Annotated in this window: 15 protein-coding genes; 3 read left to right on the top strand and 12 right to left on the bottom strand. The window is 62.1% G+C overall.

What is annotated here, in order from left to right; translation table 11 throughout:
- Window positions 1–15: 15 nt before the first annotated feature.
- Entirely contained in the window at window positions 16–819 is an 804-nt protein-coding gene (locus CFB34_RS04370) for an ABC transporter substrate-binding protein (protein WP_089441377.1), read from the bottom strand.
- A 362-nt stretch (window positions 820–1,181) separates the two neighbouring features.
- Here CFB34_RS04370 and CFB34_RS04365 point away from each other — a divergent pair, with 362 nt between their 5' ends.
- Window positions 1,182–1,661, top strand: coding sequence for a helix-turn-helix domain-containing protein (locus tag CFB34_RS04365; RefSeq protein WP_089441376.1), 480 nt, complete (start codon window positions 1,182–1,184; stop codon window positions 1,659–1,661).
- Between the two features lie 277 nt (window positions 1,662–1,938).
- Here CFB34_RS04365 and CFB34_RS04360 read toward each other — a convergent pair whose 3' ends face one another.
- Window positions 1,939–2,799 (bottom strand): hypothetical protein, encoded by an 861-nt coding sequence (locus tag CFB34_RS04360; RefSeq protein ID WP_089441375.1) that lies wholly within the window; start codon window positions 2,797–2,799, stop codon window positions 1,939–1,941.
- Window positions 2,800–2,920: 121 nt separating this feature from the next.
- Complete coding sequence (locus tag CFB34_RS04355) at window positions 2,921–4,681, bottom strand: ShlB/FhaC/HecB family hemolysin secretion/activation protein (RefSeq protein WP_089441374.1); 1,761 nt, start codon at window positions 4,679–4,681, stop codon at window positions 2,921–2,923.
- A gap of 183 nt (window positions 4,682–4,864) precedes the next feature.
- Between CFB34_RS04355 and CFB34_RS04350 the strand changes: the two genes are divergently transcribed.
- Window positions 4,865–5,857: an IS5-like element ISBmu2 family transposase gene (locus tag CFB34_RS04350; RefSeq protein WP_006412423.1), complete on the top strand. Its 993-nt coding sequence runs from the start codon at window positions 4,865–4,867 to the stop codon at window positions 5,855–5,857.
- A 37-nt stretch (window positions 5,858–5,894) separates the two neighbouring features.
- On the opposite strand, the gene CFB34_RS04345 is transcribed toward CFB34_RS04350, so the two are convergent.
- From CFB34_RS04345 to CFB34_RS04310, 8 genes are all read right to left on the bottom strand, one after another.
- Entirely contained in the window at window positions 5,895–6,155 is a 261-nt protein-coding gene (locus CFB34_RS04345) for a hypothetical protein (protein WP_089444677.1), read from the bottom strand.
- Between the two features lie 486 nt (window positions 6,156–6,641).
- Window positions 6,642–6,902, bottom strand: coding sequence for a hypothetical protein (locus CFB34_RS04340; RefSeq protein WP_143329581.1), 261 nt, complete (start codon window positions 6,900–6,902; stop codon window positions 6,642–6,644).
- A gap of 313 nt (window positions 6,903–7,215) precedes the next feature.
- Window positions 7,216–7,479 carry a hypothetical protein gene (locus tag CFB34_RS04335; protein ID WP_143329580.1) on the bottom strand — a complete coding sequence of 88 codons (264 nt, stop codon included), beginning with the start codon at window positions 7,477–7,479 and terminating at the stop codon, window positions 7,216–7,218.
- Between the two features lie 5 nt (window positions 7,480–7,484).
- Entirely contained in the window at window positions 7,485–7,799 is a 315-nt protein-coding gene (locus CFB34_RS04330) for a hypothetical protein (protein ID WP_143329579.1), read from the bottom strand.
- Between the two features lie 313 nt (window positions 7,800–8,112).
- Window positions 8,113–8,901 carry a hypothetical protein gene (locus CFB34_RS04325; protein WP_143329578.1) on the bottom strand — a complete coding sequence of 263 codons (789 nt, stop codon included), beginning with the start codon at window positions 8,899–8,901 and terminating at the stop codon, window positions 8,113–8,115.
- 212 nt (window positions 8,902–9,113) lie between these two features.
- Window positions 9,114–10,106, bottom strand: coding sequence for an IS5-like element ISBmu2 family transposase (locus CFB34_RS04320; RefSeq protein ID WP_006412423.1), 993 nt, complete (start codon window positions 10,104–10,106; stop codon window positions 9,114–9,116).
- Window positions 10,107–10,181: 75 nt separating this feature from the next.
- The gene (locus CFB34_RS04315; RefSeq protein ID WP_089441370.1) at window positions 10,182–17,588 is read right to left on the bottom strand and encodes a hemagglutinin repeat-containing protein; all 7,407 of its coding nucleotides are present in this window, start codon (window positions 17,586–17,588) and stop codon (window positions 10,182–10,184) included.
- Window positions 17,589–17,827: 239 nt separating this feature from the next.
- Window positions 17,828–18,502: an ankyrin repeat domain-containing protein gene (locus CFB34_RS04310; RefSeq protein ID WP_089441369.1), complete on the bottom strand. Its 675-nt coding sequence runs from the start codon at window positions 18,500–18,502 to the stop codon at window positions 17,828–17,830.
- Window positions 18,503–18,687: 185 nt separating this feature from the next.
- Between CFB34_RS04310 and CFB34_RS04305 the strand changes: the two genes are divergently transcribed.
- Window positions 18,688–19,548 (top strand): LysR family transcriptional regulator, encoded by an 861-nt coding sequence (locus CFB34_RS04305; protein ID WP_069252751.1) that lies wholly within the window; start codon window positions 18,688–18,690, stop codon window positions 19,546–19,548.
- 98 nt (window positions 19,549–19,646) lie between these two features.
- Here CFB34_RS04305 and CFB34_RS04300 read toward each other — a convergent pair whose 3' ends face one another.
- Window positions 19,647–20,120 carry a nuclear transport factor 2 family protein gene (locus CFB34_RS04300; protein WP_089441368.1) on the bottom strand — a complete coding sequence of 158 codons (474 nt, stop codon included), beginning with the start codon at window positions 20,118–20,120 and terminating at the stop codon, window positions 19,647–19,649.
- Window positions 20,121–20,159: the final 39 nt, after the last annotated feature.

Raw genomic sequence — 20,159 nt, 5'->3', positions numbered from 1 at the left:
CACGGAATCACTGATTCACGGTGCGGGAGTCAGCTGCTGCTTCGCGCCGTAGATGTCGAAGTCGAAATATTTCGCGGCGATCTTCTGGTACGTGCCGTTCGCGCGGATCGCGACGATCGCGTCGTTCAGCCGCTTCTTCATCGCCTCATCGCCCTTGCGCACGCCCATCGCGACGCCGTAGCCGGTGATCCGCACGTCGGTCACGTCGGGGCCCGCGAACGCATAGCCCTTGCCGCGCGGCGTCTTCAGGAACGAGTAGCCGGCCTGCGTCTTGTCCTGGAAGGTCGCGTCGAGGCGGCCGTTGACGAGATCCTGGTACACCTGGTCCTGGTTCTGGTACGAGACGATCGTCACGCCCTTGGTCGCCCATTCGGCCTTCGCGTACGCCTCCTGCGTCGTGCCCTGGTCGATCCCGACGCGCTTGCCCGCGAGCGACGCGGCGGTCGGCAGCAGCGTCGAGCCGACCGGCGCGACGAGCGCACCCGGCGATGCATACAGCTTGTTCGAGAAGTCGATCTGCTTGAGCCGCTCGTCGGTGGCCGTCATCGCGGACATGATCACGTCGAACTTGCGCGCGCGCAGCGCCGGAATCATCCCGTCGAAGCCCTGCTCGACCCACACGCACTTCGCATGCAGTTGCTCGCAGATCGCATTGCGCAGGTCGATGTCAAAGCCGGCGAGCGAGCCGTCGGGCTGCTTCGCCTCGAACGGCGGATACGTGGGATCGATGCCCCAGCGGATCGTCGACGTGTCCTGCGCGAACGAAACGAGCGGCGCGAACGCGAGCGCGGTAACGAGGAGCTTTGCAATGCGGTTCATGGTGCGTCCTTGTAGGTCTCGACGCGGCGGGCGAACGCCGGCGTCCGGTGGGGAGCGGTGCGCGGGATCGCCCGGCGCGGTGCGCGAAAGACAGGGACTTCGATGAAACTGCGATGCAGTCTAGACCGCTCTATTTTTGAGCGCAAGCGGGAGAAATGGGGGTGAGATGAGTAGCAGGTGCTCGGTGGCAAAGGGTGACGATGTCTATACCGGTGATCTCATCGCGGTCTTGACCAAGCATGTGCAGCGGCGTGGGCGATGCGCCCTAGACCACGACGGAATTCTCCGACGACGAAAACGCGCCCTAATATGTAAGATATACTTTACATCGAAGATCGCCGTACCCACGGCAGGAGGTCGCCATGCAACTCTATGAAATTGGTCAGGCTGTTGCAAAACGGCGGGCAGAACTCGACCTCACGCAGGCCCAACTTGCAAAGCTCGCCGGATTGTCTCGCCTCACCGTGAACCAGCTCGAATCGGGCAAGGTCAAGGATCTCGGCGTCAACAAGCTGATTACGCTGCTCAGCGTGCTCGGCATCGAACTCCTTGCGCTACCGCGGCAGCCGCAAAACGGTCTCTACAAGGCCGTTGTGAGTTCAAACGTCAGTTACAAGGGTGAATTGACCGAACGGCTGCTGGCCGACGCATTGGCTACCGGACGGATTCCGACGGGATATGAATCGCAGTTTTCCGTCATCCTCGACGAAGTGCCGCTGCCGGTGGTGGTGAAAGCCGCCGAGGAAGCCGCCGAGCGCTCAGGCACGCCGCTGCGGACCATCTGGAAGAGTCTCGCCGCGTGGTCGAAGGATCTGCATCTTTCTCGGGAAGTGTGGGGGTAACCACACCGGGTGCTTTACCCGACGGCCCGTGGCAGCACCTGTTCCGTCACGCACTCGAACATCGGCCGCCGACTGACTTGCCGCACCTTGAATCCCGCGCCGCTGATGTGGCTACCGCTACATCGCGGGCAGTGGGGACGCGGTTCGTGACGCTCCGACAGGATCGATGCGATCTGGTCCATGAGGAACGCCGTCAATGCCTTGTCCTCCCCCGAATCCGCCGGGCGCGACGACGACGCTGCCACGCGTCGTGTTGTTGCTGCAACCGCAGGCGTCGTCATCGGCACGACAACACCACGACACCGCCAATCCCCTGCGTATTCGGCAGCGTTGCCGAGTAGCCGAGCGCCACCATCGGCTGCGCCACGTCATGTCCCACCACAACCGACTGGATGGACAACTGTCCCTCGGTCGAAGCGGCATTCAACGGCGTCTTGGACTTCGTCAGCGTGTACGGGGTATTGGCCAGATTGATCGACAGGCTCAGGTCGTTCAGCGTGCGCGTGCCCAGATCGAGCGTGGCTGAAGTCGTTCCCAGCGTGCCGGCCGGGCCGCCGTTGTTATTGGCGACGGTATCCGCGATCAATTGCGTGCAGACCAGCGTTCCGCTCGTCGCCGACAACGACAGCGGCGTGCCGACCGCGTAGTGGACGCCCTGCTGGATGTTGTAGGTATTGCCATCCGTGTCCATGGCTTGAACCCATCGGCCAATCGCGACGTCACTGCCCACACCCTGGATGTCGGTCACCATGCCGTGGTCGAGGCCGAGGCAATCGGTTGCCGCGCCCGAGGAGGCCAGCGTGGTAAACGCACCGCTTGCTTGCTGAACCTGGCTCGAGGCCGGTGCCGCCGGCGCCGTGAAATTTCGGCCCTTCTGATACTCCGTGGGCAGACTCGGGACAACCACCACGGCGAACTGTCCGTTGCTGGCTGTAACCGAAGACGCGGAACCGGAATAGGTAAAGCTGCCGTTCGGTCTGCACGCGGCTTGTGCGGACGGGGCAGTGGTTTCGGATGAGGACGACGAGGACGATCCCGTACCGGGTGTGCTGCCGTCGTCTCCACCGCCGCACGCGGACAGCGTTGCCGTGATCAGCGCAACCGCAAGAAGACGGGGGGAGCGAAAGAATTCCTGCATCGTATGGTTCTCCAGGTTTCCCACTCATGGGGAGGTGTGGTTAGGACGAGGCGACGTCGCCTCGCGGACGGCGACGCGCAGATGTGCCGGACAGCACTGAAATCGCCCGTCGATTCAACGATCAAAACTGCGCGGTCAACTGGAAGCCGACCGTCACGCGTGCCGTGTCGAACCCCGACGGCTTATAGACCGGCGTGCCGGCGAACAGGTCGTAGGCGTACGCACCGAACCGCGTGCCGACGCTGCCCTTGATCCCGATCGCAGCGCCTGCCAATTGCGTGCCGACCAGCGCGACCGGTTGCGGACCCCACACGCGTCCGTAGTCGAGACCCGCATAGACCGCGTGCCCAGTTTGTGCGATCGGCGCCTGCAGTTCGTTGCGCCAGTAGAAGCCGCGTGCCGCGGCGAGCATCGTCTCGCCGTCGAAGCCGCGTACCGTGTAGCGGCCGCCGATCGTCAGATCGTCGATGTAGTACAGCGTGTTGCCCGTGTACTGGCCGTGGACCGTCGTCACGTAGCGCAGCGGCTGCCGCGCGATCGCGAACGGCACGGACAGGTTGCCGTCCAGCACGGCCATCCGATAGCGATAGGTCGGACCGCCGCCGAAAGCGAGGATGTCGTCCTGCGCGCCGAATGCGCCGACGCCCTGCCGGTAGGCCAGCGTGCCGTCGAACTGGGCGCCGCCGAAGTAGTGGCGATCGGTCAGGCCCAGCTCGACGAACGTGTTGTTGCGGCGCTGCTGCGGAATCTCCGTGTCGTCGATGAAGCTCTGGCCGAAACGGCGCGACAGGCGAATCTGCGCGCCGAGCACGTCGTTCTGGCTGCGTGCGAGCACACGGTGCAGTTTCAGGTCGACCGTCTTCGAGTTACCGCTTGCGACGAAGGTCTGGTTTACGCCGGCGATCTGCTGGTAGTAGGTGTTCGTGTATGCGGACAGCGTCGCAGTCCAGTAGCCCCACGGGATCGAATAGAAGCCGTTCCAGCCGTGCGAGCCGAGTCCCTTGTCGCCGAGTTCGAGGTCCTGGCTCACGCCGATGTTGAAGACGTCGTTCAGGCCCAGGGGGTTGTCGATGCCGAGTGACAAGTTGCCCTGCAGCTTGCCGGTCGCGCGCGTGCCGGAGTTGTCGATCGACGCGACCACCGTCCACGGCCTGCCGCGCTTTACGTCGAGGACGACGTCGCTTTCGCCGGGTACGTCGGCCGGGACGATCTGCATCGACACGTCCTGGTTCGACACGCGCTTCATCTGCTCGAGCCCCTGTTCGAGGTCGCGCAGGCTCAGCAGTTCTCCGGCGCGGGTCGGGAAGGCGGTTTTCCAGGTGCCGCGCAGTTTTTCGTCGGTGAAACGCACGTGGCGGATCACGCCGGGGATCAGTGCGAGCGTCAGCGTGCCGGACGACAGGTCCTGTTCCGACAGCAGCACACGCGTCGTGACGTAGCCACGCGACAGAATGACCCGCGACAGGCCCTTGACGAGCGTATCGACGCCTTGCTTGCCGATGCAGGCGCCGGCGTAGTGGGCGAGCCAGTCGCGCGCGAACGCAAAGCGATCCTGTGGCAGCGCCGATGCGCCTTGGGCCTTCAACCCGTCCGGTAGTGCCTCGGGTACATCCAGCGTGAATCGGTCGATCCGGAAGCACGGCGTTTCTTCCGGCAGGGCGGGATGGATCTCGACACGCGAGACGTCCGAACGTACCGTCGGCGCGTCGATCACTGCTTCGCGCTGCTGCGCGTCGCGTTGCTGTTGCAACTGCTGCTGTTGTTCGGCATTCGCGCGTGCAGCGGCTGCGGCATCGGCCGACGTCGGCGTATGCTGCTGCGCGCTGACCGCGAGCGAGACCAGGGCGAGCGGCAGAGCCGCCAGCCGAAGGGAGGTTTTCACTTCGTGTCCTCGTCGCCGTCTTTCGTCTTGTAGCTGTCGCGTGCTTTTTTATAGCTATTGTCGAAGGGCTTGATTCTTAACATTCTGGCCCTGCTAGGGAAACGCTGATTTATTCGGCTCGGCGGTCATCGCAGACGTAGCCGAGGACGTTTAGAAGACAGCTCACGGAACGGACCCACGACGATGAAGAGGCAGATCGGCTTCGCGGAAGCGGAAATTGCAGGCAAGAAGCGAGTGACGAGGCGCCAACGCTTCCTGGAAGAGATGGAGAAGGTCGTTCCGTGGCAGCGCTTGCTGTCGGCCATCGAACCGCACTATCCGAAGGGCACGCGAGGTCGCCCGCCGATTGGCCTTGAGCGGATGCTGCGAATCTACTTCGTGCAACAGTGGTACGGACTGTCGGACGAAGGACTGGAAGACGCGCTGTATGACAGCATCACGCTGCGAGCCTTCGCCGGCATCGATCTGGCGATCGAGAACGTGCCTGATGCAACCACGCTGTTGAAGTTCCGGCGCCTGCTGATCGAACACGAACTGACACGGAAGTTGTTCGACGAGATTGGCATCTCGCTGTGCGAGCGTGGGCTGATGATGAAGGAAGGCACGCTGGTTGACGCGACGATCATTGAAGCGCCGCCGTCGACCAAGAATGCCGGGAAGAGCCGTGACCCGGAAATGCATCAAACGAAGAAGGGCAACGAATGGCACTTTGGCATGAAAGCCCACATTGGCGTCGACGCCGACTCGGGCCTGATTCACAGTGTGGTTGGCACGGCGGCCAACGTGTCGGATGTATCGCAAGCTCATGCCCTGCTGCACGGGCATGAAGAGCAGGTGTTCGCCGACGCGGGCTACATTGGCGTCGACAAGCGCGAGGAAATGGCGGGCAAGGCCGTGAAGTGGCACGTCGCTGCCAGGCGGGGAAAGATCAAGGCGATGCAAGAAGGAGCGCTGAAGGACCTGGTGATCGCGCTCGAGCGAACCAAGGCGCAGATCCGTTCGCGGGTTGAGCATCCGTTTCATATCGTCAAGAATCTGTTTCAGCATCGCAAGACCCGATACAAGGGCTTGGCCAAGAACACCGCGCAACTGTTCAGCCTGTTCGCTCTGGCGAATCTGGTGATTGCGCGAAATCTGTTGCGATCGGTCCATGGGAGCAGTCCGTCATGCGTATGAAAAATGCGAGCAGGGGAGGCTCGCTTACGCGCCAAATTCACTGAATTGAGCGCCGATTCGCTTCGTCATCCAGAAAATTTGAAGCCATCTCGCCTGCAACTTCGGAAGTTGGTCCATTGATCAGCGTTTCCCTAGTCATTCCCCCAACCGCAGCGATACCAAAACCGACACAGACCATGAGCGCGCTGAGAACCGACGGCGGGCCATACTTCAAAAATCCGAACATGACAACGAATCCCACAAGAACCAGAAAAATACTAACGCTCCACGTGAAATTTCCATCTTCTATAATTTTCATTTCTTTTTTCCTTCAGTGAAATACTTCCACGACGAATTTGCGAAATCCTGCAGAAATATTGCTGCCGGCGTGTTGTTGAATTCGCTAACCATTGCATTAAAAGCTGGTGCCCCACCAGGGAACTTGTCCGCCAAACTCCATTACTGACGATGTTGGCAGAGTTGCTTACGAGATACCCTCCAACACCGGCGTCAACGCGCACTCACCGCGAGCGAGGTCAAGGTGCGCGACAACGCCGCTAACCGAAGAGAGGTTCGCGAGCGTCCTTTCGTCCGGATGGAGTTGCCGATTGAAGCGGTCAGTGTGCTTTCCGACGACAGAAATTCTCGGTTCCTGAATTGAACTCCATGCTTACCGAAAATATGTGTCTCTCCACTCCTCCCAGAACCTGTTTAACCGGCCCCTTGGAAATAGAGGTCTTTATTCCATTTTTGCACATCATGTATTCACGATCATCTTCGCTCACAAATATCCATCCCTGTTCTTTCATGGATTTATCGAGAATTCCGACTTTTCCTCGTCAAAATTTGATGCATCCACGTTATAAAGTGCAAGTGCCGCCCCCGATTTTGCATTTTCATGCCGAGACAAAATAGTTGAGTTTTTGAGCAGATAACTCAAATCCCCGACCATAATCTCAAGCTTCTCTTTTGCAGTGGATTGAGATGGATTTCTGAAAATTACCCAAATTGCCAAAATTACCCACAAGAAAAAAATAAAAATCTTCCATGCCGAGAGTTTCTTCATATTCTTGCCCGATCACTTTCCAAATGGGTTAGGAATCTGACCGGAATAACCACCCGCAGCGTTTCCATTGACATTGGGAGTCTAGGTAAAACCACCAAAAACAACGCCAAACTCAAACCCCTGCGGAACCATTTTGGACTTAGCGATTCGCTTGCGCAGTCAAGTCACTGATTGCCTGATCGACCGAAATCTCTTTCTGGGCAGCATATTGGGCTGCATTGTCCTTGATCCATTTCGTTTCGTCCGGAACAACTACCGATTGAACCGAACACGCATAACGACAGAGCTCGGCGAAAGACACACTCCTCACTCCTTACTTCGAATGATCGTCGTCGTCCTTCTGCTTGTAGCTCTCGCGCGCTTTCTTGTAGCTGTTGTCGAAGGGCTTGATCTTCAGCATATGAGCTTGAGACGCGTATCCGCCTACCGCCGCCACAATGATGCCCATCATAAAGACGCTTTTAGATATAACCGCATCAAGACCATTTAGTGCCGAGCCCAAAACCATACCAATACCAGCAACCACGAGCCCCCCCCTAACCCACCCCTTCAAATTCCCATCCTCGATCAGCTTCATCTAACTCACCTATTGATCTGATTTTTTATCTGATCCGCCGCCGCCGAATTCTTCCAAAGCTCAAGAACCTCGTTAATGAGTGGGCTATAGAAAGGCAGCCGATCCATAAAGGGCTTTGCAGCCATATCAGTCGCAAAACCCACTGTGAACGCCCCAAGATCTGGTCGAAGGGCCTGCTCAATTGCGCTTGCACCAAGGCCAAGCGCTGATGCTGTCGCTCCCACTGCGGCATCGGCCGGCGTCGGCGTATGCTGTTGCGCACTGACCGCGAGCGAGACCAGGGCGAGCGGCAGAGCCGCCAGCCGAAGGGAGGTTTTCATAGTTGATTGTCTTTGCGATCATTAAGTGGCGCACATTGGAGTTGAAAATCCTTTTTCTACGCCACATGACTCGTTACATTTCGAGAAGACAGTTACCGGCCATTCCTTTCCCGAATGTATCGCAAGAGACCAAGCGCGCAAAACGCCAAACCCATAACGGAACCGCGAATCATAATAAAACGCATGTCGTCATGGCTCCATTGGTAATCGCCACCATAAAAAACCTCGGCCATAATCACGACCACGACTTTGATAATGGCCACGCAAACGATTGAGGCGACTAGGGAAATAGCAAAGAATAAAAAAAGACGAATCACTTCCTTTTCTCCAATTGACTCTTTACCCCATTTGTTGCCGCACCAGCCGCTTCGGTTCCGAAGCCCCCACCAATTGATGCTCCCACATTAGACCAGTTGTTAGGGCCAAAAATATTCAACCCAGATGATCCCGCCCATTGCCCAACATTTGACCATCCTGAGTTCCCGTTAAGTGTTGGTCGCGCAAGATTATTGAAGCCCGAACCGATAAATTTTCCTGTCCCGTAACCGGCTGCTGAAGCGACCGCGCCTGCAACGGCACCGAATACAACACTGTCGTTCTTTCCCTTCAGAACATTATTGAGCGCCGTCGTTGTGGCTCCACCAACGGTATTGACACCGATATTCCAAAGTAGCCCGCCGTACGACCCCGCGGCGCCTGTACCAAATGCTCCCGCCACGCCAATCGGATTGATACTACCGTCCTGGATGTATTGAGAACCCGCATTGATGCCGGCCGAGATCGCCCCTGTCCCAATTGGCGACGCCAGTGCTCCGGAACCCAGCGCCCCGCCCGAACTGAAGATCGGTGTGCCCGGCAGAGCCGCTAGCGGACCGCCTGCAGCAATGGCCGCAGCTCCGGCAGCGGCACCCCAGGTAAGATTGCCGTATGCGTCGCGATATGCCTGTTCTCGATTGGCTGAATCCGCGACCGCTTGTGTGCCTGGAACGTTCATGCCGTTCCCGTTCGGATAGTACTTGCCGTACATATTGGAATCCGCTTTCTGGTTAGGCGTCCCGTAGAACATGTAGCCCGGCCCGTTGTTTCCGTCCGCGGGCAACATGCCATGCGCCTGGCCCAAGAACGCGCTTGCATTTGCATCCCAAGCCCCTGCGGAACCATTTTGGACTTGGCGATTCGCTTGGGAAACGCTGATCAATGGACCAACTTCCGAAGTTGCAGGCGAGATGGCTTCAAATTTTCTGGATGACGAAGCGAATCGGCGCTCAATTCAGTGAATTTGGCGCGTAAGCGAGCCTCCCCTGCTCGCATTTTTCATACGCATGACGGACTGCTCCCATGGACCGATCGCAACAGATTTCGCGCAATCACCAGATTCGCCAGAGCGAACAGGCTGAACAGTTGCGCGGTGTTCTTGGCCAAGCCCTTGTATCGGGTCTTGCGATGCTGAAACAGATTCTTGACGATATGAAACGGATGCTCAACCCGCGAACGGATCTGCGCCTTGGTTCGCTCGAGCGCGATCACCAGGTCCTTCAGCGCTCCTTCTTGCATCGCCTTGATCTTTCCCCGCCTGGCAGCGACGTGCCACTTCACGGCCTTGCCCGCCATTTCCTCGCGCTTGTCGACGCCAATGTAGCCCGCGTCGGCGAACACCTGCTCTTCATGCCCGTGCAGCAGGGCATGAGCTTGCGATACATCCGACACGTTGGCCGCCGTGCCAACCACACTGTGAATCAGGCCCGAGTCGGCGTCGACGCCAATGTGGGCTTTCATGCCAAAGTGCCATTCGTTGCCCTTCTTCGTTTGATGCATTTCCGGGTCACGGCTCTTCCCGGCATTCTTGGTCGACGGCGGCGCTTCAATGATCGTCGCGTCAACCAGCGTGCCTTCCTTCATCATCAGCCCACGCTCGCACAGCGAGATGCCAATCTCGTCGAACAACTTCCGTGTCAGTTCGTGTTCGATCAGCAGGCGCCGGAACTTCAACAGCGTGGTTGCATCAGGCACGTTCTCGATCGCCAGATCGATGCCGGCGAAGGCTCGCAGCGTGATGCTGTCATACAGCGCGTCTTCCAGTCCTTCGTCCGACAGTCCGTACCACTGTTGCACGAAGTAGATTCGCAGCATCCGCTCAAGGCCAATCGGCGGGCGACCTCGCGTGCCCTTCGGATAGTGCGGTTCGATGGCCGACAGCAAGCGCTGCCACGGAACGACCTTCTCCATCTCTTCCAGGAAGCGTTGGCGCCTCGTCACTCGCTTCTTGCCTGCAATTTCCGCTTCCGCGAAGCCGATCTGCCTCTTCATCGTCGTGGGTCCGTTCCGTGAGCTGTCTTCTAAACGTCCTCGGCTACGTCTGCGATGACCGCCGAGCCGAATAAATCAGCGTTTCCCTTGCGCAGTCAAGTCACTGATTGCCTGATCAACCGAAATCCCTTTCTGGGCAGCGTATTGGGCTGCATTGTCCTTGATCCATTTCGATTCGTCGGGATGGAGCTGCCGATTAAACCGGTCGACGTTGTACCCGGAGAACGCACCGGATTCACCGCCCACAACCCCACCCGCCCCCGTCGCGATCATGTTCGCCACGATATTGCCCAGCGCCTTGTTCATATCGGCGTTACCGGTCGGATCGCTGCCCTCGATCGCTCTGCTCAGGTCGTTCAGCCTACCTGCAGCGATCGACGCGACCGCCGCGCCAGCGGCACCACCCACAGCGTTTCCGCCGGCCAGCCCCGTCACCAGTGCCGCGCCCGCGCCCTGCATCAGCGCGCGATTCGCTCCGCCTTCCTTCCACGCATCGACGCCAGCCCGATCACCGTTGGCTTTCGCTGCCTCCATCATCTTGTCCGCGTAGTCGCCGATCCGCCGCGACACTGCTTCGCCCGCCGCGCTGGCTGCCGCCATCATGTCCGCCTGCTTGTCTAACAGGTTCTGCATGTCTGGCAGTTTGGCCACCGTACCGTTCGTGTCGGTCGTGTCACGATTCAAGCTCGCCAGATCCTGCTTCTGGTTCGCCGAGTCAGTGATCGTGACGGTTCCCGCGCTCACGCCGCTCTGCGTCGTCGCGCTGTCGTTGCCGCTCTCGTGCTGGCCAAGCATCGGCGACGCACCACCGGCATTCTTGCCCGATCCGCTGCCATGCGTGCTGTAGTTCATCCCGCCGTCACCCGTCGTCGCGCCGGCGCTGAAGCCGCTCGACTTCGCATCGTAGCTCGACTGATTCTGGATATCCGAGAAGGAGAGGGACCCCGTCGTCAGCGCATTCTTCGACGCGTCAGCATCGCTTGCGATCACCCCCCCTTTCAGGTCAGTATTGCCCGCGACGTTGATGTTGAAGCCGCCATCGCCCGCCTGAATCCCGGCCTGTTCATTCACGCCCGCGTAGCTGCCCGTCGCGTTGCCCTTGCTCTGACTGAAGTTCGCGCTGGCGCCGCCCTGGCTGACGCTGAAGCCACCGCCCGAGCTCGACTGATGCGCCGCGCTCGACAACGTGTCCTGCACGCTCGCAATGTTCAGGTTCCCGCCCACGTCGGCATTCACCTGATTGCCGCTCACGTTCGAGCCGATGATGTTCGTGTCGCCGCCCGATATGATCGTGACCGTATTCGCGGCATTCACATGACTGTTGTTCTGCGTGGCCAGATCGCTGTTGCCGTCGCCGTTGGCCTTCGACATCGCCGCCGATACGCCAAAGCCCCCCGTGCCCACCGACACGCCCACGCTCGCGCTCTTCGACTCGTTCGTGCTGCGCGTGGAATCGGTATCCGTTGTATTGACGAGGTTGACCTGGTTCTTCGCCGCCAGAATCACGTCGTTCGCGTTCACGTCGGAACCGGCGATCGTCACGTTGCCGCTACCCGGTTGCCCATTGCCCGTCGCCGCAAATGCCACCGTTCCGCCCGCGTTCACGCTCGAGCCGCGATTCGTCGCGCTGTCCTCGGTGAACGCGCTCTTGCTATGGCTGCTGCCGACGCTGACCTCGACCTTGAATTCGGGCGTCGCACCTCCGGCCAGCGCGGCCGCGCCTGCGCCGACTGCATCGATCGCGCCGCTGGCGGCCGCCATCCCGTGCAGCGCTGCTGCTCGACCGTCCTGACTCTTGCTGGCCGCGCGCGACTGATCCACCACGTTCGACACCGCGTCGATCACCGGCGCCTTCAGCGCCAGCGTCAGCCCGCTTTTCGACACTTCCTGCGTCTCGCGACGATGACCGGTGTCCTGCGCCGTATCGATCGTCACGTTCGCGCCCGTGCCGCTGATGTCTTGCGCGGCAATCAGGTCGCTGCCCGTCACGTGCAGGTCATTCCCGGCGGTGATGCTCAGATTGCCGTTCAACGAACCGATCGTGCTGCCATTGTTCGACACCTCGCTCGTCTGGCTGGTCGTCTTCAGCGAACTGCTACCCACCGATACCGACAGGCCGCCGCCTGACATCAGTCCGGTTTCCTTCTTCTGGTAGTAGCTCGACGACTCCAGGGTATCCTGCGTCGTCGTAACCGTCACATTGCGCGCCGCGCTCAGTGTGACGTCGTTCGTGCCGACGACCGTGCTGCCCTGGATATTCAGATCCTTGCCACTCGCGATCGTCACGCCATCCGCCGACACCAGGCTGCCCTGGTTCAGCGTCATCGTCTGGTCGATCCCGCTCGCGACCTTCGTGCCGCTCACCACGCCGCTGCGGCTGTGCCTTTCGTGTGCATTCAGTTCGTGCGTCTCGGTTGCCGCGCCGATGTTCACGTCGCCGGCTGCCGCCAGCGTCGCATTGCCCTTGTCCAGGCTGATCGCGCTGCCGATCACGTTCAGGTCCTTGCCGGCCACGATCGCCACGCTGTCGCCACCGGTCAGCGTCGTGCCGGTCAAGGCCTGATCCGATGTATGCAGCGTCTCCGCATAGCTGCGGCCACCGCCGCCGCCCGAGCTGTTACTGTTCACGGTCGACGTCGCGCTCGCAGCACCCAGCGTCACGGTGCCGCCGGCCACGACGGCGCCACCGCCACCCAGTTCAATCTGTGCACCGTGCGCCGTCAGGTCGTTGCCGATCGCGATGCCGGAGACACCGCCGACCTTGACCGAACTGCCGACGCTTCGGTTGATGTCCGTGTCCGATACGCCATTCGCCCGCTCGACCACCTTATGCTCGCCGACCTGCTGCGCGCCGAGCGTCCAGTCGCCACCGACCTGCATCCCGAGATCGCCGCCGATGCTCAGATTGCCGGCGTTCTGCTGGAAGTTGCCGCCGGTCACGATCGCCGCGTCGCCGGCGACGTCGATGCTCGCTTGCGGCCCGAGCATCGTCGAGACACGCGTCGCGCCGTCGGCGTTCGCCTGGCTTCGCGTCTGCGTCGCGGTATCGAGGATCAGGTCGCCGCCGGCCACCAGCGCCAGGCTCCCGGCCTTCACGCTCGCCGAGGTCAGGTCGACCGTGCCGGTCGTCGCCAGCGTCATCTGGCCGCCGCTTTGCAGCGCGCCGAAGCGGTTGTCGAGGCGCTGGCCACCGATCGACAGGCTGTCCGCTGCGCGGATCGTGCCGCTGTTCGAGAACGACTGCACCTCCTTCAGATCGATATCGCCGCCGGCGATCAGCGGGCCGTTCATGTCTTGCTGGCTTGCCTTGGCCAGATACACCACGGGCACCAGCACGGACTGGCCGTCGACGACGCGCGTCTCCAGCAGCACCACGTTGCTCGTGAGCTGTGCGACCTGTTCGGCTGCCAGACCGATCCCGAGCGGCAGATTGAGCGACTTCGCCAGATCGGCACCGGACGACAACAGCGCCCGGTACATCGATTCGATGTCCGTGTACGGCCCCAGCACCGCCTTGCCGGTCAGGGAGGTGAGCTGATTGCGCACCAGCCATTGCTCATAAAATCCGTCGCCCAGACGCTTCTCCGTCTGGTCCGGGTTCAGCCCGAGCTGCTGCAGGTAGTAGTCGCTCGACATGAACGAGCGCGTGTTCGTGAATGCCGGATTCGTTTCGATCAGGTAGTTCGCGTTCGGCACCGGGTTCGGGTGGAACAGGCCGCCCTGCGGAATCGTCAGGTTCGTCAGCACGTCGACTGCCGTCGCACTAGCGATTACCCGGTCGATGCCGCCACCGACGGCGCTCACGTCAACGCCCGGCGGCAGCCCGATCGATGGAGTCCCCGCATTGCCGGCCGGGTTGTCGATGCTCACGCCCGTGCCGGAGAGCGTACCGTTTGCGACGAAGCTCGATTCGTAGCCCGGCAGCGCGTACTCGCGCAGGTCCGACGGCGCGTTGCAGCCCGGCGTATCGCAGAACGAATAGCTCCAGAACTTGGTGCCGTCGTAGTTGCGGTACCAGTACTTGCCGGTGTAGGTCACCTTGATCTGGGGCGCAAGCTGCCCCTTCCAGCTGTCCTGATCGAGCGTGCCGGGCATCGCGATGTCACCGGCTGCCGTCACCCGGCTCCAGTAGTTCTGGAACATGTCGACTGACGAAGCATCCAGGTTGCCGCCCACCACAATCTGGGCTTCCGGGGTGATCTTCGAGATCAGGTTCGCCAGCGGCGTGCCCGTATAGGTCGTGTACTGGTACGTGCTGTTGTACTCGCCACCGTGCGGCGGTTCGACGTAGACACCGCCGATGCTGTCGGGATCCTTCACCCCGACTTGACCCGTGCGGCCGGAAAGGCTGATGCCCAGACTCTCGAGCAGCGCAGCATCAACCTGCGAGGTCCACGCCGTCTGCATCTCGCGACGCGTGTTCGTCACGAGACCGGCATGCAGTGCCGTGTCGCCGTCCGATTGGATCAACCCCGACTGGTTCAGGATACGCGCAGCCTTCGCGTAGTGGCCGGCCGCATCCTTGCCGCCTGCCAGCACCACGCGACCCAGGCCGTAGATCGCGGTCAGCGCCGGAGTATCGGTCGCGGTCGTATCGTCGCGGTTCTCGATGTTCTGCGCGAGCAGCTCGAGCAGTCCGTCGCTGTCCGACGCACCGATCAGCGCGGTCGGGCCGAGGTTCTCGATCGTCGACGCTGCGGCCAGCGATACGCTGCCGCCCACCAGTGTGCCGGTGTTGATCAGCGCGTTCGACTGCGTGCGCAGCAGGCCGCCGGCCGCCATCGCGCCGCTGTTGGCGATGTCGCCGGCGTCGATGCTCAGGTCGTTCACGCTCATCAGGCCGCCGACGTTGTTGAACGTACCCGGCAGCGTAAACGCCAGATTGCGACCGGCGTTGAACTGGTAGTCCGACGTGTTCGTAAAGTCTCCTTTCAGGTACAGCGCCAGGTCGTTCGCCGCGCTGTACGCACCACCGCCGTAGAGCGAGCTCGCGTTGACGGAAAGATTTCGCGTCGCGCCGATTTGGCCGCCCGCATTGGATACCGCTCCGGTCGTCGTGATATCGACGTCGCCATCGGCGCTGATTCGACCGACGTCATTGGCCAAGCTGTCCGTGCGAAGCTGCACGTTCGCGCCGCCGAGCTGCCCGCCTTGGGTGTTGGTCACAGTGCCAGCGTCGAGCGACACGTCACCGTTTGCCGCGACCGAGCCGCCCGCATTGTTCAGTTCACCGCCAACGCTCGCCGAGACCGAACCGAGCGCAGCCAGCATGCCGCCGATGTTGTCGAAGGTGCCCGCCGACAACCCGACCGACCCGCGGCTCACGATTGAGCCGCCCGCGTTCGTCAGCAGCCCCGACCCGAGGCCGGGCATCAGGATCAATGCGCCCGTACCAGCGTGAATGATCGTGCCACTTGCGTTGTTCAGCATCGCCGGCGCGAGCGTCAGGTTCGTGCCGTTGGTCTGGATCGTGCCGCTCGCGTTGTCGAGCGTGCCGCTGACGTCGAGCGTCGTGTCCTGATTACCATACTGCGTGAGCGTGCCGCGTGCATTGTGCAGGTCCGTGGCCGTTACGTTCAGCCGGTCCGCTGCCATCGCGCCGTCGCGGTTGTCGAGCAGGGCCGTCGTGACTTTCAGCGCCTGCTGTGCCGTCAGGCTGCCGCGGTTGACGACAGCGCCGGCCTTCACGGTCACGTCGCCGTTGCCGCCGATCACGCCGCCTTGCGCACCGGTCGCCGTCGTACCCCCGGCATTCGTCAGCTGGCCGGTCGTGGACAACGACAGGCCGTCGCCATTGAGTGACACGATCCGACCCGCCGAGTTGTCGAGCGATGTACCCGACACCGACAAGGCGCCGCCGCTCTGCATCGTGCCGGCGACGTTCTCGATATCACCTGCATTCAGCGTCAGGGCGCCGTCGGTCACGAGCGTCCCGTCCTGGTTCGCGACCTGTCCTGACGTATTGATTGCAAGCGGGCCGACTGCGGAGACCTGTCCGCCCCGGTTCGACAGGGCGCCTGCTTCGAGCGTCGTGCCGGCCTGGCTCGACAGCGTGCCGTGGTCGTTGACGAGCGTGCCCGCGGCACGCGCTTCGATCGCGCGTTGCGCGCTGGTCGCCGCGTTTGTCAGGTTGAGGTCGCCCGCCTGCGCGAGCAGCGAAACGTTTGCGTTCGCAGCCGTCTTCGAGCCCGACAGATCGATACCGCTGCCCGTCAACGTGACGTTGCCGCCCGCGACGTTCTGGCCGGTCGTCGTCAACTGGCCGGCAGTGGTGACGGTCAGGTCGCTATTGCTGCTGACCGCGCCATCCGCATTGACACCGGCGCCAAGCGAGCCGGTCGACGCAACGCTGCCGGCCGAAACGTTCAGCGCCTGCTGCGCCGCCAATGCGCCGCTATTCGACAGCGTACCGGCCGTCGACACCGAGACGTTCTGCTGCCCGTACGTTGTGCCGCTGTTCTGGATGCCGTCTTGCGCCGTGATCGCGAGATTGCCGGCGGCGCTCGTCTTGCCGGTCAGCACGAGCCGGCCATTCGACTGCAGCGTCAGGTTGCCCGACTGCGCGGCGATTGTTCCGGCATTGGCAACCCCAACACCGTGCTCATTCGAAACCAGCAGGATGCGCTCGGCATACATGCCGCCCAGTTGACTGACGTCAATTGCCACGCCCAGCGCGGCGCCGTCGCCTTGAATCGGCGTGGCCGCGAGTGCATGGTGGTCGACCCGATTCGAACCGGCGATCACGTTCAGGTTCTTTGCATAGATCGCTGCATTGGCCTGTACGGCACGGGAGATAAGATCCACCTGGTCGACGTTCGACGCGTTCAGGCCCGCGCCCTGGACCGTGATCAGTCCACGGTTGACCTGATAGCCCGCAAGCGAGCCGTCAGCGCCGTAGTACGGTTGGCCAGTCGTCAATGTGGCGCGGCTGGTGTTGATGAAGCCGCCGCCGTCCACCACGATGCCGGCGGGGTTCGCGAGCACGACTTCCGCGCGATTGCCTGCGACCTCCACGTAGCCGCGAATCTGGCTTGCAGCCGTGCTGTTGACCTGATTGACGATGATGCGTGCCGACTGTCCGGGCCCGAAGTTCGGGTTGCCGTTGATCATCCCCGCTTGCTGCGTCGGGACCATCGTCGGCGAGTTGTTCAGCAGCGCGCCGTTGCGTTGGACGTCGAATTGATTGTAGTTGTTGATCGATACACCCGCGCCGCTTGGTGCGGCGATGTTGACTTGCGGCAAGCCGTTCGGCGTCTGGATGACGTGTGTCGGCGCACCCGGTGTCGGCACGATTTGCGCCGGTGCGATTGCAGGCTTGACGCCCAGCGCGGTGGCGGCGGCCACAATCGACGCGCTGCGCAACACGCGAAGAGCACGAGTCTCACCATCGGCTGATTTCCCCGTAGCAGTCGCGGTTTCTGCAACCGCCACCACCATCCCCCGGAGCCTGGAATACACCAGACGATAGGTCTCTTTGTTCATCGTTCTTCTGCTGGTCTGAATTCGACCGACGAACCATAACCCGAGGCGCCTAAAGCAAAGCGTTACAAAACGACAAACGTTTCTTAAACACTACGAAACAATAAAAATCAGACTCGTCCAATTGACGTGTGTTGCATACAAAGCTCGCATGAAAGCGAATAGGATTGTCGCCTCGGCTGCGGTGGATCGACCGAGTACCAACGGCGTACTCACGCGCAAATCGTACCCTCCACTGATACCTACCGCCCTCCCGCCGCCACCAGAATCCGCTCGATCCGCGCATACCCTCGGCTGCGCGCATGCTGCAGCGGCGTCTCGCCGCTGGAATCGGCCAGATTGACGTTCGCGTGCCCGTCCACGAGCAGTTGAACGATCCGCACATAACGCTCGCTGCCGTCGCCGAGCATGATCGCCTCCAGCAGCGCGGTCCAGCCGAGCCGGTTCACGTGGTCGACATCCACGCCCGCATCGATCAACGTGCGCACCGTATCGACATGCCCGCGCTCCGCCGCCGGAATCAGCGCGGTGCCGCGATAGCGGTTCGTGCTGCGCAGGTCGGCGCCATGCGCGAGCGTCATCCGCAGGATGTCGAGATGGCCGCGCGCACCGGCATACAGGTACGGGCTGTCCTGGCTCGCATCCTTCGCGTTGATGTCCGCGCCCGCGTCGATCAGCACGCGCGCCGCATCGACATGATTGCCGTGCGTCGCGATCAGAAGCGCCGTGCGGCCCTGCTCGTCGCGTGAATCGATCTGCGCGCCGCGCTCGAGCAGCGTGCGCACTTCGCCCGCATCGCCGCGATCGGCCGCGCGGCGCAGCCGACCTTCGAGCGCGCCGCCGTCGGCGGCGGCCACCGCCGACGTAAGCGTGGTCAACGCAAACGAGGCGATGATCGCGATCCGTTTGAACAACATCCCGTTTCCTCCTTGCGTGTCGCACACGCCGATACGCGGCCGCTGCAATGCGTCACGCACCACCCTGGCACCGCGCGACGCCACGCCGCGTCCGGCGAAACCGCGATTGCCCGTGGCGTCCGGCCATGTTAAAAGTCGTCGAACGCATTTGGAAATGAAATGTTCGAATCCGCAGAAGTGCATAAATGAATAGACCCCTGTTCGACCTCGACCTGCTGCGCGCGCTCGTGATGGTCGCCGACTGCGGCAGCTTCACGACGGCGTCCGCGCGCCTGCATTCGACGCAGTCGACGGTCAGCCAGAAGGTGCGCCGGCTCGAGGAAATCGCCGGGCACCGCCTGCTCGACCGCGGCACGCGCGACGTGCGGCCGACCGACGCGGGCGTGACGGTGCTCAGCTATGCGCGGCGCATGATCGCGCTAAACGACGAGATGCTCGAAGCGCTGTCGGGCGCCACGGTCGCGCTGACGATCCGGCTCGGCGTGCCCGACGATTTCGCGGCAGGCCGCACGACGCATGCGCTCGCGGCGTTCAAGCGCGCGCATCCGCAGGTGAAGCTCGAAGTGACGTGCGGGCTGAGCCGGGACATCAGCGCGGCATACGACCGCGGCGAGCTCGATCTCGTGCTGATCAAGCAGCGGCGCGACAGCCGCGAGGCCGTCGTGCGCTGGCCCGAGAAGCTGCGCTGGATCGACAGCGCGAAGCATCCGACGATCGATCTCGACCCGGTGCCGATCGTCGTCTTCCCGCCGCGCGGGCTCTATCGCGACGACATGATCAAGGCGATCGAGGAGCGCGGCCGCCGCTGGCGGATCAGCTTCACGACGTCGAGCCTGAGCGGCATCCAGGCTGCCGTCGCGGACGGGCTCGGCATCAGCGTGCTGCCCGCGCGCGTGGTGACGGACGAGCACGTCGTGCTGACCGCGAAGCAGGGTTTCGCGCCGATCGAGCACATGGACATCGCGATCCTGCATCGGCCGACGGCCGACCCGATGGTCAGCGAACTGACGAAGGCGCTGGCGACGATGCTGGAGTTGGAGGAGTAGCGAGCAGGCGGGATGCGGCGGCAATATGAAGGACGCCGCGGCACGGCCGATGCAACGAGACCGCGGGCACGTCGACACGCCCGCGCGCCCGCCCCCCGTCAGAACATCGTGTTCCCGTTCGCGGTCTGCTCGGGTACGGGTTGATTGACGTCCCAATGCTCGACGATCTTGCCGTTCTCGAGCTTGAAGATGTCCATGATCGCGCTGCCGCGCGTGCCGGGTTCGCGCACCGCATGCACGTGCAGGATCACGTAGTCGCCGTCGACGAACGAGCGCTTGATCTCGCTGTGCGACTGCGGATACTTGTCGCGCAGGAACGCAACGAACTTGCGGAAGCCGTCGCGGCCGTCGGCCGCGTTCGGGTTGTGCTGCACGTAGCGATCGCCGACGTACGCGAGCGCGGCGTCGGCATCCTTCTCGTTCAAGCCTTTTTCGTAGAACGCGAGCACCGTCCGCCGGTTGGCTTCCTGCTGCGCGTCCGTTGACCCGGCCGCCACCGCGTGCGCGGTGGTCACGGCGAACAGGGCCGCCGCCATCCATCGTGCGGCCCGTGCCGCTGTCGTGCGTCGCATCGTCGTCTCCCGGGAAATCCCGCTGAAAACCCGATCATA

It is taken from the genome of Burkholderia sp. HI4860, assembly GCF_002223045.2.
Classification (GTDB): Bacteria; Pseudomonadota; Gammaproteobacteria; order Burkholderiales; family Burkholderiaceae; genus Burkholderia.
This window is presented reverse-complemented; position numbering and strand designations above follow the sequence as displayed.

Excerpts from the sequence above, each read along its gene's own strand:
- CFB34_RS04305 (WP_069252751.1), top strand. The coding sequence starts at position 18,688 with ATGAATAGACCCCTGTTCGACCTCGACCTGCTGCGCGCGCTCGTGATG.
- CFB34_RS04330 (WP_143329579.1), bottom strand. The coding sequence starts at position 7,799 with ATGAAAACCTCCCTTCGGCTGGCGGCTCTGCCGCTCGCCCTGGTCTCG.
- CFB34_RS04310 (WP_089441369.1), bottom strand. The coding sequence starts at position 18,502 with ATGTTGTTCAAACGGATCGCGATCATCGCCTCGTTTGCGTTGACCACG.
- CFB34_RS04370 (WP_089441377.1), bottom strand. The coding sequence starts at position 819 with ATGAACCGCATTGCAAAGCTCCTCGTTACCGCGCTCGCGTTCGCGCCG.
- CFB34_RS04340 (WP_143329581.1), bottom strand. The coding sequence starts at position 6,902 with ATGAAGAAACTCTCGGCATGGAAGATTTTTATTTTTTTCTTGTGGGTA.
- CFB34_RS04335 (WP_143329580.1), bottom strand. The coding sequence starts at position 7,479 with ATGAAGCTGATCGAGGATGGGAATTTGAAGGGGTGGGTTAGGGGGGGG.
- CFB34_RS04320 (WP_006412423.1), bottom strand. The coding sequence starts at position 10,106 with ATGAAGAGGCAGATCGGCTTCGCGGAAGCGGAAATTGCAGGCAAGAAG.
- CFB34_RS04325 (WP_143329578.1), bottom strand. The coding sequence starts at position 8,901 with ATGTTGCCCGCGGACGGAAACAACGGGCCGGGCTACATGTTCTACGGG.
- CFB34_RS04365 (WP_089441376.1), top strand. The coding sequence starts at position 1,182 with ATGCAACTCTATGAAATTGGTCAGGCTGTTGCAAAACGGCGGGCAGAA.
- CFB34_RS04360 (WP_089441375.1), bottom strand. The coding sequence starts at position 2,799 with ATGCAGGAATTCTTTCGCTCCCCCCGTCTTCTTGCGGTTGCGCTGATC.
- CFB34_RS04300 (WP_089441368.1), bottom strand. The coding sequence starts at position 20,120 with ATGCGACGCACGACAGCGGCACGGGCCGCACGATGGATGGCGGCGGCC.
- CFB34_RS04345 (WP_089444677.1), bottom strand. The coding sequence starts at position 6,155 with ATGAAAATTATAGAAGATGGAAATTTCACGTGGAGCGTTAGTATTTTT.
- CFB34_RS04350 (WP_006412423.1), top strand. The coding sequence starts at position 4,865 with ATGAAGAGGCAGATCGGCTTCGCGGAAGCGGAAATTGCAGGCAAGAAG.
- CFB34_RS04315 (WP_089441370.1), bottom strand. The coding sequence starts at position 17,588 with ATGAACAAAGAGACCTATCGTCTGGTGTATTCCAGGCTCCGGGGGATG.